This window comes from Bacillus sp. CPT56D-587-MTF (genome assembly GCF_058792335.1).
On sequence record NZ_JBYTEF010000001.1, the window covers coordinates 2728816 to 2745024 of the forward strand.

The window sequence follows — 16209 nt, forward strand, 5'->3', positions numbered from 1 at the left end:
GCATACTATTAACTATAAGGAGGGAGTGCAGAAATGGAAGAAAAGAAAGTGACGTGGTTAGAACTCTTTTATGATTTGTTATTTGTGGCGGCAGTGACGGCTGCGACTCATGTTTTACTTCATGTTGAAGATGGTCAAATCCATGCAGAGTATTTAGTAAAATTTGTCTTAATTTTTATTCCGATCTGGTGGGCTTGGGTAGGGCAAACCATCTTTGTTAACCGGTTTGGAAAAGATTTATTTCATCAAAGAATTTTTTTGATCCTGCAAATGTTTTTTGTCCTAATAATGACATCAAGCTTATCAGCTGATTTTGATCCTTATTATCTTTCTTTTTTAATTGGCTATATTGGCTTAAGGGTCGTGACTGCAATTCAATATCTTGTTGTCCAGCGTATAGAAGAGGGGGCTCGAAAAAAAGCAGCACTCTTTTTAGGAAGATATTTTTGGATTGGAATCGTTATTTCATTATTATCCGTCTTTTTTGATTCTTGGATTCGATATGCTGTGTTATATTTTGGGATTCTTATCGATATTATTGTCCCACTGCTTGGAAGGAAGTGTTTAGAAAAGGTTCCTACAAATACAGCCCACTTGTTAGAGAGATTTGGTCTATTTTCCATTATTCTCTTTGGGGAAGCTCTTGTAAGCACTCTTGTGGTCATTCAACCTAAACAAGGAAATTGGGATTCAATAAGCTTTGCGATCATTTCATTTATCCTCATTATTTCGATGTGGTGGCAATATTTCGATAACATGGAGAAGAAACTCGACAAGTCTAGACAAACTTCTGGTCAAATTATTATTTACGGTCATCTATTTATTTTAATGTCTTTGAGTATGGTTGCAGCATCCATTAGATTATTATTTTTACATGAGGTCTATTATTCTTTTATCTTATATTTTGTTTTTGGTTCTGTATTGCTCTATTTCCTGTCAACTACAATTGTTTTTCATCAATACAGGTTTGAACAACACCGCTTGAACATTTATCATTTGTGCTTGTTTTTAGGAATTTTAGCAGTCTTTTTTGTTATTAATTTAATTATAGTAGTGCCGAATATTGTGATAATAGGACAATTAACCTTATTTTTTATCATCTATGCTAAATTAACAAGCACATAAATAAAAGAATCAAATAAATTAGTATCAAACTATAATACTGGTTTATATATATTGGTAAATTTTATATTTATATTAAATCTTATAATTCACGGTGACTCTGATGCAACTGTACCTTTTGAGTTAAGTGGAAACGCACATATGATTCCATTCCTGATAGTAAACTTGCTCTAATACAAGTTGTCCTCATGGATTAAACGCAACTCCTACAAAAGAATTTAATGAAGTATTATTAACATTTTTAAAAGAATAATCTTTGAGGAACTACCAGAGGCGGTTCAACAGCAATATCAAGAATAATAACACGAATTTATCGATTAGGGTTTTCCAAAAAGAGTAGCGCTATGCCTAATCTTTTGGAAAACCTTCTTTACATAGTTTTTTTAGGTCTCTTAGGGGAATCGTCACAGTGCTATCAAGTTAAAAAATACATTCTTCCCATAAACGAAAAAACGAACTGAACTTCTATGGACAACTATGAAAGAATGAAATTTTCGTTTTGGGGATAATTCAAAATCTTAGGTTGATGGCGATGTGGCAGTACCCCAAATCCAACATCTCTAGCTAGATTCTGTAAGGTATTTGGTGATAAAAGACTCTTAATCTCCTGTGCAAATAATTGTAAGTCGTCAGATACAGAGTTAGACATAAAAAAACGTCATCCTTTCCTATAATTCTACCGTAAGAATAACGTCTTTATGGCGATATGGTGGTATACCTACTTAATTTAGCTTATTCTCCATTTTCGGGGATTTGGGCAAAATTACCCCACAAAAAAACAGCGAACCCTTCGAATATGTGGGTTCGCCATTATAAATCATTTATTTCACGTCTAATTTTTCTTTTACCTTCCCAGGAAGCTCGTCTTTCTTCACCTCTTCCCAAGCAGTTACACCTTTTTTATCGGAGTGGAATACGCGTAAGAATGCTTCTTTACGAAGCTCTTTAAATCCATTAAATTTCACTGTTTTTTCATTACCATTTTCGTCAAATCCTTGTAATTCATAATTATACTCTGTGTATTTATTTCCTTCTTTAGATACCCCTGACTTTATTTTCGCATCAGTTGTAATTTGAACATAGTATTCATCTTTTCCCATACGATTCACATCGCAACCAACTAACATTGTAGCAAATACAACTAGAATACTAAAAAGTGTAATATATCTTTTCACATCATTCACCTCATGTGTTTTTTATTATGCTGTTATCATAACCCCTTTTTATTTGAGAAGAAATTCAAGAACATGACATGAAGATTACACTTTTGTAAGATAATAAAAAGACGACTACAACAGCTGCCTTTTTAATCACCATCATAACAATCACTTGCATTGTAGTCTAACATTTAAATAAACCAACCCATATAAACACAAAAAAGAGGAGTCACCCTAAGGTGACTCCTTACCTAAGATAACTCCCAAAATATAAGTTATACAACACCCTTAAAAAAATAAATAATTTACTCCGGTTGCTATGATAGAGAATCCCATAATAATTACTATTACAATACTGTGACGTACACGATTCATAACGAAGATTGCAATATACTCTCGAATCATCGCATTTGGGCAATAATAGAAGGCTGTTTTTGAGCCAATTCCTTGGCTATTTAATCCTACTATTTTAGCGTATAATCCGGCGCGAAACACATGGAAGTTGTTTGTAGAAAAAATGCAGTTATACTGTGTTCCTTTTAATGATTCCATAATTCTCTTTGAAAAAAGCATATTTTGGTATGTTGTAGTAGAACGGTCCTCTTTTATTGTATTCTCTAGAGGAATCCTATTATTCACAGCATACTCCTGCATAGCTTTCGCTTCAGAAATATTTTCATCTGATCCTTGTCCACCAGAGAAAATAATCTTAGGTGGTGAGGAAACTGCTTCTTGTTTCTTATAAAATTCAATAGCTCTATTAATTCTGCTAGCTAAAAGTGACGTAACCTTAAATATTTAGAAATTTAAAAAGCCCCCTAATATTGTTAAAGGGGCTTTACTCATACGAATGATAATTTTTATAAATAATTGCTAAATAGTGAATTTACATAAATGCTTTTAGAAGCTCTTGAACTAATGGGATTGCTCCACCTATAAATTTTAAAACTGCCATTGCGATTTCCATATTATTTCCTCCTCTTTTGTTAATACTGGGATGTGATTAAACTTTATACCTTCATTATAGTAAACGCTTACATTTGTAACAATACATTTCTGTATGCAATATTGCATATTTATACGTTTTGACAATATTTGACCTCTATTAGCCATTCTTTAAGGGTTCTCCTTAATAGGAAGAAATATGGAAAAAATTCAAGATATTTACAGTAATATAAAATTTAAAAGTTGGTTTAAACAAGTATTAGCTGTAGGAGGAATATTAGGATTCTGCTACTTGGTGTTATATGGTTTTTGTTTTTTAGTTGATATGTAAATATTATACAACGATACTAGTGGAGTCTTGCCTACAGAGGTAAAACTCTTTTATTGTACTTGAGATGAACAAACTACATACAATAGCTTTCAGGTTCTTCAAATTTCTCTGTATGGTTCTTTGTTCCTCTATGTTCTAGACCCACTATTTCCTATCATTGAATATAAATGAACTTCCATTTATATTGAAAATACAATTTTATTGATAAAAAATGTCTTTTTACTAGATACATATTAAAAAGAAAAGTATAAGTTGTATTCCATTTCGGTACAATCTTTTTATCTTTGAAAAGGACTTAAATCTTATTAATAGATTTGAGTCCTTTTTGTATACATCAATCTCTATATAACCATATAAATATAATATATTAAAAATAATTTAAATGCAAGAATACTTGTAGAGGAACCGCCAGCACTTCGAAAAAAACAAGCTAAGCCAAAAAATACAATAAGCTGCCCATATGGACAGCTTATTTACACAATTTTCTTTATGGGAAGTACACTTAAGGTCATTTTTAACTTAATAGGAGTCTAATATCTCAAGTTTCTTAGCTAATACCCAGCTATTTAGGCCTAAAGATGCATAAATATTGTAATAAAAATAATTCCCGTTTCTCAATGTTTCCTATAATTCTTTAGTATCTTCATAGAACATAGGCCAACCTTGCATTAAGATATTATATATATGTTTCTTACTACAAATATGGACGGTATTATCCTTGTTGCAGTTTTAATTTTAATCAAGTCTATTGTAATTACACAGATTGAAATATCTATTCAATTTTAAAAATAGTAAAGGAAATGTATATAAACTGCAACTTGCTAACAGCAGGTAATTGTTATCCTATTCATATGTTCAATAGATATCATAATACATTTTTTAGTTATATAGACGGAATTGTTTCTAATAAAATGAGACCAAAAATATTTCAAAAGGTACCATTAATTATTTAATGCTTTAAAAATGCAATTTTGAACCTTTCGAAGCACTAAATTAGGTAGATTTTAATAAACTTCAAACTTTGTCTGCATCAGGATCTCACAATTGAGTCTGAGTAATTAATGCTGTCAACATAACAAAAGAGTCCTGATTGAAACAAACTCTTTTATGAGTTTTTACAAGAGTAAACTTTTAAGCACATAATTACATTTCTATTATTTATTTTACCACTTGTACAGATGCTGGTTTCCACCCTTGATTCTCTACCCAATCAATATTAACCTTATATTTTTTATTACTTTGTTTATCTCGTACATTACCGTAGGCTTTATTATTACCATTATTTCCAATAAAATCGAAAATCAATTGGCTCTCTGGAACATCAACAGCATAAGAGATTGCTTTTTTCATCTCACTCCAATCTACTGTTCCTTCTTTAAATTTCATATCAGGTTTTGCTCCTTGCTCTGTACCAATTGGCTTCCATGAAGGATTAGTTTGAGGATCCTTTTCTTGAGATACCGTTTTTTCTTCCTCTTTATTTTCAGTTCCGTTCGTTTTTACCGATTTTTCTACTTTTTGTTTCCCTTCTAACTGTGCTGCTTCTTTATCTTCGCTTTTCTTTTCTTCTATCTTTGCTATTTCTTTATCTTTAGTTTTCTTCTCTTCTAACTTTGTTGCTTCTTTATCTTCAGTTTTCTTCTCTTCTATCTTTGCTGTTTCTTTATCTTCAGTTTTCTTCTCTTCTATCTTTGCTGTTTCTTTATCTTCAGTTTTCTTCTCTTCTATCTTTGTTACTTTCTTTTCTTGAGCAATTGCTTTCGTTGATGTATTAGAAGGGGTAAACAATTGGTATGTCACTATACCAACTGTCACTAATACCAAAGTAAATGCAATATTAAAAATTGCATTTTGACGACGATTCTGTTGTTTTTCTTGAAATCTGCTTACTTGTCCCATTCTTCAAACCTCCGTGTTTACTTTCTCCTCTACTCTTTATGTATTATCCCTAAAATTCTTAATATTTTTATTAAACAATAGAAATAAACTACACTTTCCATACAGGATTTCATATCATAATAAAATTTGTGTTTTTTCAAGTATCTGACATATGTTATTCAAAATAGTTTAATACATTAAAAATTGATAAGCTTCTGCACTTAAGAAACCTTCAATTTTATTCAAAGGTGATTCCAATTACGTCCACATTAGATCTCCTGTAGAAAGCTTTTTAACAATTAAACCTCTTCTTCCCTTATTAATAATTTTAAAATTAAATTTCCCTCTATAGTATAATAAAGATGTTTCGTTTTCTAATGGGGTATGTCGTAAAATCAAAAGAGATTTTATCTCTTTTACCTTCTTTTCAGAGTAAAGTTCACCACTAGGAAATTCTATTATTCCTAATGTAATCTTTAATTCGCTCTCATCAAAAGCCCACTCTTTATTAAGTTCTCTTATCTTTTGTATAAAGCTTCTTTTAGTTTGTCCTATATAGAGCAATGTTACATTCTTAGCATATACTCTAGAGATTGCAAATATCCCCTTCTTAGAAGCTTCTTCCCTATTATAAAAGTCATTTATACTATACATGCCATACCACTTAATATGTACTGTTTCTATGAATCTCACCTCGTTTTTAGACAATATTATAATTTCTGAATGTTCAAATTATTATAGGTACATATGCTTGATTACTTGAATTATAAATTGTGCTTTTCAATAATACATTTTATTATTACTAATTTCAATAATGAAGAAAAAATACAATATTATAGTTTAATTACAAAGCTGTATAAAAACAAAGTGATGTCGTGCCACATATTTTCTTTTTTTACAATTTCAAACTATCGTGAACAAAATTTTAAAATTTATGAAATAAAAATATAATGTGTATGTACATACATTTCTATTAATTGAAGAAAAAGAGTAGAAATTTAATCTCCCTACGCTGTTAAAATTATTCAACTCCAAAAAAAACTGTACATCTTCTAGAGATACTAATTTTCTAGTTTTGATGTTTTTATAGTGCTTGAGCGTGATATTATTCAAGCTTTTTCATTGAGAATGCATAAATACAAACAAAACCAGTAATACATCTTTTCTGTACCGTACTGGTTTTGTTTAAGATCATCTTAAATTATAGCTAGTTCACCGAGATTGCAAATTCCGATTTCGGTGCCCCAGCGAATACGATTGTTCCGTTCTTCGGAAGTTCCACCTTGTTATTGCCACTCACAATGGTGAAGTTGACGCAAACTCCCTTCTCATCATACACCGCAAATGAACCATTTGATGGCAGCGTCACGGTCATCCTTTTGTCTGTTGCCGCTTGTGGAATTGTAAACCATTTCGCATGTCCATTTGCTCCCAGCGTAACTTTGGATGATTGGCCTACATCAATTGGTTTTACATTAGATTCACTTACGTATAACAATCCAGCCATCTCCATATATTCATTGCCGCCTTCTGTATAAAAATGCGTTTCCGTCGTATCACGACCATTCATCACGGGTACTTGGATCTGATGCACCGCGGTGTTCGGACCTGTAATTTTTCTGCCATCCCAATAGCCTGCTGGGCCTTCCTTGCGAGTAATTTGAGTACTAAGATGTTTCGACTGAACAAGATATTGAATAGAACTAAATTTCTCGTTTACACGATAAAACTTGACACCTTCCCTCTTTGCCCATGCAGCAGCGTTTTTCTTCGAAAGCACGTTGTCTTCTAGTTTCTCAGCTAAATAGTGGGTCATCACACTTTGCCCTAAACCTGGATAAGATTTATATGCGCTCTCCTCCAAATAAGTTCTTCCATTCTTCTCGGTTACGAAGTTGAGCTTGGAAGTACCCCCCTCATTAATAAAGCTGCCATCAGCAGTATATACATATTTTTCTTCTGGATTAGATGGTAAGAATAGTTCACCGTTCTTCGTAATTTCAATTTTGAAATGAGTTTCGCTATTGCCATAAAATCCTGCTTTCTTTGCTACGCCTTGAGGCATTTTGACTTTGACCGGCTTACCAAAGGATTTGTTCGGCTTGATTTCCTTAATAGTACCTTTTTCTTTAAGCGTAGCGAGCAGCAATTCAGTTGCCATTAGCTGATTTGTAGAGCTCCGTCCACCAGATGTCAATACAGCCGCTGCTATTTTCTGTTCCGGAAGCACGACTAATATAGCATGTTGCAATGCCGTATCGCCGCCCTTAGCCAAAGCTTTGATCCCATATTCACTGAATGGGTATAGTTTCACACTATCCCAGCCAAGACCATAGTTAAAAATATTCTCGCCAGCCCCCGGCCACATTCCTTTTTTATATTCCTCTTGCTCCATTGCCTTAACTACCTTATCAGAGAGGATTCCTTTTCCCTGTCCCATAAATAGTTGTGAGAATCGCACCATATCTTCTGCCGTGGAAGATATACCTCCCGTACCAATAACATTCACCGATTCAATTGGAAGTTGCCCTTGGTACGCCGGGTAATATAGTCCAGCCCGATTTTCATCCCTCCATTTGTCCTGCGGCGTTTTCGTATGATTCATCTTTAAAGGCTCTGTAAAGTTTTGATGTAGAAATTCAGTAAAGCTCATACCACTAACTCTTTCCACCAAAATTTCGGCCAGCGTAAAACCATCGTTACAGTATACCGAGAAAGCACCAGGATCCGCCTTCAAGTTTTGATTTGACAATTGCTGTAACAAGGTATCATGGGCATAGGTATCATTATCGTTAAATAAAAATGCATTACCTAACGTAGAACCTTGCAATCCAGAGGAGTGATTCAATAACATACGCGGTGTAATACGTTTGTATCGATCGTCTTTCATCTTAAAATCAGGAACATAGCGGACAACAGGAGCATCCAAATCGACTTTTCCTTCATCGACCAATTTCATTACAGCCGCTGTTGCATACATTTTACTAACTGAACCAATCCCGTATAAAGTATCTTTGGTTAGCGGCTTTTCCCCTTCCATATCGTTCTTGCCAGCCTGACCCGACAAAATAAGTTTTCCATTATCAATTAGTGCATACTGTACGCTAGCTGCCCCATGGGACTTCGTAAGTAGCTCCGCCTTCTCTGCTGCAATCTTCTTCAGTTCCTGACTAGCTACTTCTTCACCAGTTACAACAGTAGTCTTACTTTCAGAAAATGCTTTCGCTCCGGTTGGTAGAATCATAGTTACCGCTAATGCAGTGGCTAACACACCAGTTAGCTTATTTTTCATCACGGAATTACCTCCTTAAATAATTGATCGTTTTCATCATTCATTTGTTTAACTATGAAACTATGATAAATTTTACCCGTTTTTACTTTTAGACTACTTGCTAAATTCAGCAAGTAAAATATTTTTAAAAGGATCAGGAGTATCAGCTTTAAGGCTGTTCAAATTGACTGCCAATGTATGCTTGCCTCCAAGTGTGCCTCCAGCAAAAGTTAAAAAGCCAGGAATGGTTCCTCCATGCCCCCATATCGATTCACCGTTTGAAAGCTTCATTTTGAAAATTCCAAGCCCGGAATCACCAAGCTCATCTACTCCTGTAGGGACTGTTGTAAGCATTTGCTTTAGTTGCTGTTCTTTCAATAACTTGCCCCCAAGTAAACAAGAAAAGAATTTGTTTAAATCATCAGCTGTAGAAATCATATCTCCGGCCGAGCTCCCCATACTTGGGTTATAATAAGTAACATCTTTTGGCTCACTTGCTCCGTCTAATTGGATATATCCACGGGCATGCTTGGTTCCTGGAATGACGCTTGAATTTCCAGGTAAGAATGTATTCGCTAATTCAAGTGGTTCAATAATTCGATTTTCAATCTCTTCCGCATAGCTGTTCCCAGTTACTTTTTCAATAAGAATTCCTAGTAATACATATCCTGTATTTGAATACGACCAGCTCTTTCCTGGAGCAAAATCTGGAGGCATGGATATTCCCATCTTTACTAATCCTTCAGCAGTATAAGATTTTTTTGTATCCATCATATTAAAATCCTTTGACCTTGTGTAATTAGCGATACCACTTGTGTGATTCAATAATTGCCGGATAGTAATCTGTTTATCATCATATCCATTTCCTTGAATGACACCAGGTATCCATTTTTCAATAGAATCGTCTAGATTTAAGCGGTTTTCTCCTGCTAATTGAAGTATAACTGTTGCAGTGAACGTCTTTGTCACGCTGCCAATTCGAAAACGAAAATCTGTTTTCATTGGTTTCTTGGTACTCAGATCAGCTACACCAGCCGCATAACTCCATGTTTTTCCACTCTCAGAAGTTTTAGCAAGTATCCCTGGATATCCTAGTTTCAATGTATCCCGCATTGCCTCTTTGACGGAATTATGATCTCTTTGGGTGCTTATTTGTAACGAACTAGATACATTTTGAATGGACTCCGCTTTTACACTTGAGGTTGGAGTTGTATAAAACAGGGAACCTCCAGTTATTAAAAGGGCTAAACCTGTACATGTAATTTGGCGATGCTTTTTCATCAAAATATTCCTCTCCCCTATTCATATTGTATAAATGGTTATTTGCTGTTTGGAACTAATCACACAGCTTTCTTCTTACCCCACTGCAAAAGGACGACATTGAATCTGTAATGTCTCTTTTCCTCCAAACAAGTCTTATTAATTGATTTGTTTTTTATAGAAATATATAGTATTTTTCTCCTCTCACTCTTCTTTACATTTTCATCTTACACAAGGAAAATCTCTTTTTTCTTACCTCTTCCTTACAAATTCCTTACGTTCAAAATTACTTTTATAATTGATTATTTTTTATGCGAGTCCCCTCACCATCAATTTAAGAATTAAAAAAAGAAGGGGATTATCCCCCTCCTTTTTACGCTTGCTCCGACTGTCGGAATTATTTAATAAAACCACGATTCAACTTAGTTAACTTTTCATTGATGTTAAAAATTCTTACTCTAATATCTTTAACACCAGCTGCTTCAAGTCTGTTCTTGTGCATTTCCGCGTATTTTTCAGCATCTTGTTTTTCTTCAAATACATAAATGCCTCCAGCTTCTTTTGTTTCTTCATTCTCAGTCCATATTTTCCAATGGAATCCTTCTTCTTCGTTAATACTTTTTGCTAAATCCCAAAATCCTTTTTCCATTTCTTCACCAAAAGGACCTTCAAACGGAAAATCGACTTGTAATAAATATGCCATTTTCACTCACTCCTATTTTTAATATAAAATTCATCGGGAATTCCTTTGTATAAAAATTCTTCCCATTCTTTTACTGATCATGATTCGAATGAAAGTAATGTCTAAATCCATATTGCTATTATTATTCAAGCACTAATTGGAGAATCCCCCTATTTGTAACATAATCACAAAACGATAGTAACTTGAACGCATAAAGTGAAAGTTTAATAGTTTTCAGTTATGTTTAAAAAATGTGATACAAACTTATCCCTAAACTAAGGACAAACAAAACAAGTGCAGGTATTGCTTTCTTAAAGGGATCTCTCGCTAATACAATTAGAGTTAATGCGGCTGCAAGCATCGTACCGCCTAATAACAATCCTGCTAATAAAGCTATTGTTGGAATCCAAATTCCTATCAACATTCCAATCGCTCCTACAATCTCAAAAGCTCCAGTTAAGAAATTAAAAAACGAAGGTAAACCAAATCGTTTGAATTCATCTGCCATTTTCCCCGATATAATTTTCGTTCCTGTCATTAAAAAGAACAGAAACAACACTACTTTTACAATATTGATGAAAATTAAAATAGTAATCACACCTTTCTTATTATTTGATAAAAACTCAGTATTGTTCAGGTAGTAGTCACTACCTTTACCCTATTTCCTGAGATTACCCGTATGGAAGTCGCTTCAATTTACATTACCCTTTTCAATATTAAAGGGCTGAAAGTTATATGCTATAGCACATATAATACCTAAAACAAAGTTTGTTCCTTATGAATAGCATAGCATCAATAAGGAACAAATATTAATAGTGTGTATCATACAATTTGTTTAATAACGATTGTAATACTTTAATTTCTTCCTCGCTCAAATTACTCGTAACGAAATGGTGAGCGTCTTTCACTACAGGCAAGATTGTTTTCTTTAACTCGTCACCTTTTTCAGTTAAAAAAAGGTTATGTGAACGCCTATCTTGGTCATTCAAAGCCTTCCTTACAATCCCTTTTCTCTCCATTGACTGTATCATTCTAACAACAGTAGTTTGATCTTTATCAATAGCTTCCGCCAACTCTTTTTGAGTAGTGCTCCTTTGGCTACAAAGAACACTAATAATCCCCCACTGCTCTGGCGTAACTCCATAAGGCTTTAATTTCTTCGTAAAATAATTGGTCATTTTCACATCAGTACGATGAACAAGATAGCCTATTAAATCATGTAAGTTCATATATCACCTCTATAAATTAAGATATAAAAGGATATAGCATACCAGTCAATCATTCACAATGAATGTATTTGTTTCACCATATATATGCTATGGCACATATAATAAAGTAGATTATTTTAATTGTCAAATGATTTACCTATTATTTTTCGAAAACAAAATCGCCCCCCCTTAGATTATAGAAGGAATGACTAATTTGACGTATTTCTCTGGCGATTTCTCCCTTATCATTTTATGATATGCTAATAACATTTGATAAAATATGGTATCTACAAATAGTCAAACACCTTTAAAGATACCTCATCCAGTTCTTGCTATTACAAGATAAACAGCATATAATCAGTTAACCACCCACATTAGCAACGAAAACATAAAGAAAAGGCATTCCAAATATGAAACACCTTCTTTCGTTTTATAAAACCATCCACTTAAATCTATTTTACAAATATAACATTCAACACGCTGAAATCTTCTATTTAACGCAATCACTCATTTAACTAAAAAACTTAGTTAATTGCACAATGCTCTTCTCACTTTTCTTGCAAAATTTAGTGGATCATCAACGTCCTCGATATTAACGTAAATCAAATTTGGATCATCACATAACCACTCATTGTGTATAGACGAAACGATTATTCCTTGTTTAATAATTGTCGCCACAAATTCAGTGACTTCTTTTTGTAAGAGTGCTACTCGGCCTAGGCATAATGCCCGTCCAGTTTTATTGTCTCGTGATTCGAATGAAAAAGAAGTGGTTACTCTAAAACGTTTCCCCAAGATTGTTGCTCGTATTTCATCCCTGTTTATTGTTGCCACGCATTTCCCACCGGCGAATCCTTCTTGTCCACCTATGATTCTTGCAAACTGTTGACAAATTAATTCATCATTAAACGCCATACCTTTAATCATTCCCCCTTTTACTGTTAGGTTATGAATGAATACATAGGTCTGAAACGGTAATGAATCTAATGTATTATAAAAAAATGATGACAATCTACCGAGAGCTATTAGCTCAATTATTCTTGATCGTATGAATTGTTATCAGAGTTTAAATGGTGCAGAATTTTCATTTTATGTTTAATGGGCATCGGAGACTGAAAGCAAAACTCAGCTATTATATGATAAGACATTTTTAAAAAGCATAAAAAAGACAGCCTAAGGTGCTATCCTCCGACTTGAGAATCTTATCTATGTATGGAGAAATTTAGAAAAGACAAATACAAAAGAGAAAATTCTAACTATAATTTATAGAACTCTTATGCCATGAATTACTTACATATTTCCTTATTTACCAGAAGAAGAATCTCAGTTACATTATTTTCTGAACAGTCTCGTTAAAGCCATCCCAAGAAATCCAATGCCCATTCCTATTAGCCATCCAGTTTGGGCATTACCTAACATAGATCCCACTCCTCCACCAAGAAACATACAGCCAACGAATACTAATCCTCCAATTCCCCAATTTGGCCGTTCCATAATTCAATCACATCCTTTCAATAAAACATATGCGATTAGCTCCCTCAACTTTCTTCTATAGGATAGTTCATTATTTTGCTTAAGTTTAGCGCTTCAAGGAATTCATAAGATGTGAAGCTTGAGCCATTTATATAGATTGTAGAAGTATGAAGATTTTCCACATTTTAAAATAGTAAAGTATAAACATGAAAAAACTCCAAACAAATTTTGTTCGGAGTTTTTTCAAATACGCGATATTTATTTAATCTTCATTATCAATTTCTATTGTACCTGTCCTTGCACTAACTTTTAAAATATTTAACAGATTATCAGGTGTCTTGATTTCCACTTCATATTCAAATTTTGATTGTGCTAAGTTGTCATCTTCTAATTCGAATTCTTTTTTCACATTAATAATTTCTCCATTTGTATGAGCTAAAGAAATTTCACGAACTTGTTTCTCTGTGTAGTTTTCATTCTTTTTTGCATAATTGTAACCCATGCCATAATATCCACTAATAATAGCAATACCACTTACTAAAATAGCAATTACACTTATCATTATTTTCTGTAACTACTCAGCCACCTTTCGGTGTCTTTTTTAAATTTTACTAGTTTCATATGCCTCCCATTTGTAAATACTGAGTATATCAAACAGGGGAGGTGAATCTTATGGTCGATCGAAAAATTATTTTAGATACATATAAAAAAGGACCTGAAGCTGTTATTTCTTTATTTGAAGAAACATTTTCTAAGTTAGAAAAACGTATACAAGAACTAGAAAATGCTTCAAAAAAAAACTCCAAAAATAGTCATAAGCCACCTTCTACAGATGGTTTGGGTAAGCCCGTTACAAAAAGTTTGCGCAAACCGTCTCATCGTCAAACGGGTGGCCAGTTGGGCCACAAGGGACATACTCTTGGTTTGACAGCGACTCCAGATCATACGATTACACATTCTCCTACATATTGTACTTGTTGTCATACTTCCTTGAACCACGAGCCTGTAAAAGGGTATCGCATTCGCCAAGTGTATGACTTACCACCTATTCAGATCGAAGTGACAGAACATAAAGTAGAACAGAAAGAATGCCCACATTGCCATTCTATCCAAGAAGCCCAATTTCCTTCGACAGTATCTCGTCCTGTTCAATATGGTCCAAATATAAAAAGACTGATTCCCTATTTAACGCATTATCAATGCATTTCTTTGAAGCGAACAAAAGAATTCTTTCAGGATTGTTTTGGACATTCTATAAGCGAAGGAACCCTGGTAAATCATACACAGGCTTTCGCTTCTCAATTGCAGCCATTCATAAAAGAAGTAAAGGAAAAGATTCTGCAGTCTCCTGTTGTCCATTTTGATGAAACTGGTATGCGTGTAGAAAACAAAACACAATGGTTACATACTGCCAGTACACCGGAGGTGACATTGCAACATATTCATCAAAAACGTGGAAAAGAAGCAATGGATGCTGGAGAAATCTTGCCATCTTTTTCTGGAATTGCGATGCATGATGGTTGGAAATCGTATGATGCGTATACAGATTGTCGTCACGTTTTATGTAATGCCCATCTCTTACGAGATTTACAAGGAATTATAGATAGTACTGGAGAACAATGGGCACAACAGATGCAGAAATTTCTAACGCAAGCGTTGACGATGAAAAAGCAATCCGAAGGTACCATGCCAAAAGCGACGCAAAAGAATCTGTTTATTATGTATCAATCCATATTGAAAGAACAACAGATTCTTTCCACGAAACAAAAGAAGAAAGGAAAGCAGACGCCTTCTCAAAATTTATGGAATCGCTTCGTCAAGTATTCTGACAGAATTCTAGCGTTTTTAGAACATCCAGCCATTCCATTTGATAACAATCAAGCAGAACGGGATATTCGGATGACGAAAGTAAAACAGAAAGTGTCTGGGACTTTCCGAAGTAAGAAAGGCGCAGAATCTTTTTGTCAGATACGAAGCTTTATGAGTACCATGAAAAAACAAAAACAATCGGTCTTACAAGCGATAAACCAAGTCATAGAAACTAGAACGGTTCCTTGGAATAACACGACTTCATAAGAGAATTTCTCTATTTGGCATAGATTCTTTCTCTGATTGGAGTATTTTCTTTTCATGTTTTCGAATCGGAAACATGTATTTGGCCTGTTTTTTTATTTGAAGAAGCTGAGTAGTTACTATTTTCTTTTTATGTTTTAACATTTCCATCCACTCCTTAATGATTAATCCTCTATTCCAAATCTTGCTTCAAGTGCATTTTCTGCTTGTTCTAATTGATCTTCCAGTATATCGTGTTCTCTTTCTTGCGTTTGATATTGTTCAACAGTTATCGTTCCAGCGTGATAATCTGCTTCTAGCTGATTATCAGATAGATCTATCTTGTCATCCAGTTGGTCAATTTCTTTTTTTACTGCTAAGTACGTATTTAGGTTTTCTTCTTTTGCTCCAACTGGTTTCGTGTTATTTGCCTTTTCTACAATAGATGTGACTTCGTTTTTGAAATCTTGTGTTTGCTTCGTATCATTCGTAGCAGGCCCTATTTTGCTTGGTTCTTGTTGTAATTGAGCAACTTCTTTTTGTAATTTATCATTTTCCACTTTCAGTTGTTGTACTTCTGTATTGTTATCAGCTTGAGTAGAACAAGCTGTTAACAATACACAAGACATTGCTCCAATCAGCATCCATTTTCCCATTCTGTTTTCCTCCCTTTACATGTGCACCTTATCCTTGCCTTTATATTACTCAACAAACATTAAAGGAAGATTAATGTACAAAAAAATAAAGTGAAGGCTTTTACAAGTAGCCCGACTCCCCCCTCGCATTCGCCGAATTTTGAGGGAGGAGTCTTACTACCCGTTAATACGGGA

Annotated in this window: 15 protein-coding genes and 3 pseudogenes; 3 read left to right on the plus strand and 15 right to left on the minus strand. The window is 34.0% G+C overall.

Annotation, left to right across the window (positions count from 1 at the left end; all coding sequences use genetic code 11):
- Positions 1–33: 33 nt before the first annotated feature.
- Entirely contained in the window at positions 34–1125 is a 1092-nt protein-coding gene (locus AC3WVZ_RS13990) for a low temperature requirement protein A (RefSeq protein ID WP_000391548.1), read from the plus strand.
- A 69-nt stretch (positions 1126–1194) separates the two neighbouring features.
- Positions 1195–1375 (plus strand): annotated as a pseudogene (locus AC3WVZ_RS13995) (alpha/beta fold hydrolase); the annotation flags it as partial.
- Between the two features lie 568 nt (positions 1376–1943).
- On the opposite strand, the gene AC3WVZ_RS14000 reads toward AC3WVZ_RS13995, so the two are convergent.
- From AC3WVZ_RS14000 to AC3WVZ_RS14060, 13 genes and pseudogenes are all read right to left on the minus strand, one after another.
- Positions 1944–2297, minus strand: a complete 354-nt coding sequence (locus tag AC3WVZ_RS14000) for a YxeA family protein (RefSeq protein ID WP_000833211.1) — start codon at positions 2295–2297, stop codon at positions 1944–1946.
- A 270-nt stretch (positions 2298–2567) separates the two neighbouring features.
- Positions 2568–3071, minus strand: a pseudogene (locus AC3WVZ_RS14005) (YdcF family protein); the annotation flags it as partial.
- A gap of 94 nt (positions 3072–3165) precedes the next feature.
- Positions 3166–3353, minus strand: a pseudogene (locus tag AC3WVZ_RS14010) (hypothetical protein).
- Between the two features lie 1360 nt (positions 3354–4713).
- Positions 4714–5454, minus strand: a complete 741-nt coding sequence (locus AC3WVZ_RS14015) for a YrrS family protein (RefSeq protein ID WP_233936511.1) — start codon at positions 5452–5454, stop codon at positions 4714–4716.
- Between the two features lie 237 nt (positions 5455–5691).
- Complete coding sequence (locus tag AC3WVZ_RS14020; RefSeq protein WP_002164503.1) at positions 5692–6126, minus strand: hypothetical protein; 435 nt, start codon at positions 6124–6126, stop codon at positions 5692–5694.
- A gap of 514 nt (positions 6127–6640) precedes the next feature.
- Positions 6641–8725, minus strand: a complete 2085-nt coding sequence (locus tag AC3WVZ_RS14025) for a serine hydrolase domain-containing protein (RefSeq protein ID WP_233936575.1) — start codon at positions 8723–8725, stop codon at positions 6641–6643.
- 93 nt (positions 8726–8818) lie between these two features.
- Positions 8819–9985 (minus strand): serine hydrolase domain-containing protein, encoded by a 1167-nt coding sequence (locus AC3WVZ_RS14030; RefSeq protein WP_233936576.1) that lies wholly within the window; start codon positions 9983–9985, stop codon positions 8819–8821.
- Between the two features lie 376 nt (positions 9986–10361).
- Positions 10362–10667 carry a monooxygenase gene (locus AC3WVZ_RS14035; RefSeq protein ID WP_000323756.1) on the minus strand — a complete coding sequence of 102 codons (306 nt, stop codon included), beginning with the start codon at positions 10665–10667 and terminating at the stop codon, positions 10362–10364.
- 223 nt (positions 10668–10890) lie between these two features.
- Positions 10891–11241 (minus strand): DoxX family protein, encoded by a 351-nt coding sequence (locus tag AC3WVZ_RS14040; RefSeq protein WP_025686870.1) that lies wholly within the window; start codon positions 11239–11241, stop codon positions 10891–10893.
- A gap of 214 nt (positions 11242–11455) precedes the next feature.
- Entirely contained in the window at positions 11456–11875 is a 420-nt protein-coding gene (locus tag AC3WVZ_RS14045) for a MarR family winged helix-turn-helix transcriptional regulator (protein WP_001048566.1), read from the minus strand.
- A gap of 507 nt (positions 11876–12382) precedes the next feature.
- Entirely contained in the window at positions 12383–12781 is a 399-nt protein-coding gene (locus tag AC3WVZ_RS14050) for a DUF1259 domain-containing protein (protein ID WP_000589729.1), read from the minus strand.
- Between the two features lie 405 nt (positions 12782–13186).
- Positions 13187–13348 carry a hypothetical protein gene (locus tag AC3WVZ_RS14055; RefSeq protein ID WP_000441009.1) on the minus strand — a complete coding sequence of 54 codons (162 nt, stop codon included), beginning with the start codon at positions 13346–13348 and terminating at the stop codon, positions 13187–13189.
- A 241-nt stretch (positions 13349–13589) separates the two neighbouring features.
- Positions 13590–13889, minus strand: coding sequence for a PepSY domain-containing protein (locus AC3WVZ_RS14060; protein ID WP_233936512.1), 300 nt, complete (start codon positions 13887–13889; stop codon positions 13590–13592).
- A 110-nt stretch (positions 13890–13999) separates the two neighbouring features.
- Here AC3WVZ_RS14060 and tnpC point away from each other — a divergent pair, with 110 nt between their 5' ends.
- Positions 14000–15403, plus strand: coding sequence for an IS66 family transposase (gene tnpC, locus AC3WVZ_RS14065; protein WP_100910632.1), 1404 nt, complete (start codon positions 14000–14002; stop codon positions 15401–15403).
- Here tnpC and AC3WVZ_RS14070 read toward each other — a convergent pair.
- Together AC3WVZ_RS14070 and AC3WVZ_RS14075 are read right to left on the minus strand one after the other, a co-directional pair.
- Positions 15398–15544: a hypothetical protein gene (locus AC3WVZ_RS14070; RefSeq protein ID WP_233936513.1), complete on the minus strand. Its 147-nt coding sequence runs from the start codon at positions 15542–15544 to the stop codon at positions 15398–15400. The genes tnpC and AC3WVZ_RS14070 overlap by 6 nt on opposite strands.
- Before the next feature lie 20 nt (positions 15545–15564).
- A complete protein-coding gene (locus AC3WVZ_RS14075) occupies positions 15565–16035 on the minus strand; it encodes a hypothetical protein (RefSeq protein WP_000521304.1) in 471 nt (156 codons plus the stop codon).
- Between the last annotated feature and the right edge of the window lie 174 nt (positions 16036–16209).

Coding starts and splice junctions, on each gene's coding strand:
- AC3WVZ_RS14050 (WP_000589729.1), bottom strand. CDS start 12,781: ATGATTAAAGGTATGGCGTTTAATGATGAATTAATTTGTCAACAGTTT.
- AC3WVZ_RS14075 (WP_000521304.1), bottom strand. CDS start 16,035: ATGGGAAAATGGATGCTGATTGGAGCAATGTCTTGTGTATTGTTAACA.
- AC3WVZ_RS14055 (WP_000441009.1), bottom strand. CDS start 13,348: ATGGAACGGCCAAATTGGGGAATTGGAGGATTAGTATTCGTTGGCTGT.
- AC3WVZ_RS14035 (WP_000323756.1), bottom strand. CDS start 10,667: ATGGCATATTTATTACAAGTCGATTTTCCGTTTGAAGGTCCTTTTGGT.
- AC3WVZ_RS14070 (WP_233936513.1), bottom strand. CDS start 15,544: ATGTTAAAACATAAAAAGAAAATAGTAACTACTCAGCTTCTTCAAATA.
- AC3WVZ_RS14060 (WP_233936512.1), bottom strand. CDS start 13,889: ATGATAAGTGTAATTGCTATTTTAGTAAGTGGTATTGCTATTATTAGT.
- AC3WVZ_RS14045 (WP_001048566.1), bottom strand. CDS start 11,875: ATGAACTTACATGATTTAATAGGCTATCTTGTTCATCGTACTGATGTG.
- tnpC (WP_100910632.1), top strand. CDS start 14,000: ATGGTCGATCGAAAAATTATTTTAGATACATATAAAAAAGGACCTGAA.
- AC3WVZ_RS14030 (WP_233936576.1), bottom strand. CDS start 9,985: ATGAAAAAGCATCGCCAAATTACATGTACAGGTTTAGCCCTTTTAATA.
- AC3WVZ_RS13990 (WP_000391548.1), top strand. CDS start 34: ATGGAAGAAAAGAAAGTGACGTGGTTAGAACTCTTTTATGATTTGTTA.
- AC3WVZ_RS14015 (WP_233936511.1), bottom strand. CDS start 5,454: ATGGGACAAGTAAGCAGATTTCAAGAAAAACAACAGAATCGTCGTCAA.
- AC3WVZ_RS14025 (WP_233936575.1), bottom strand. CDS start 8,725: ATGAAAAATAAGCTAACTGGTGTGTTAGCCACTGCATTAGCGGTAACT.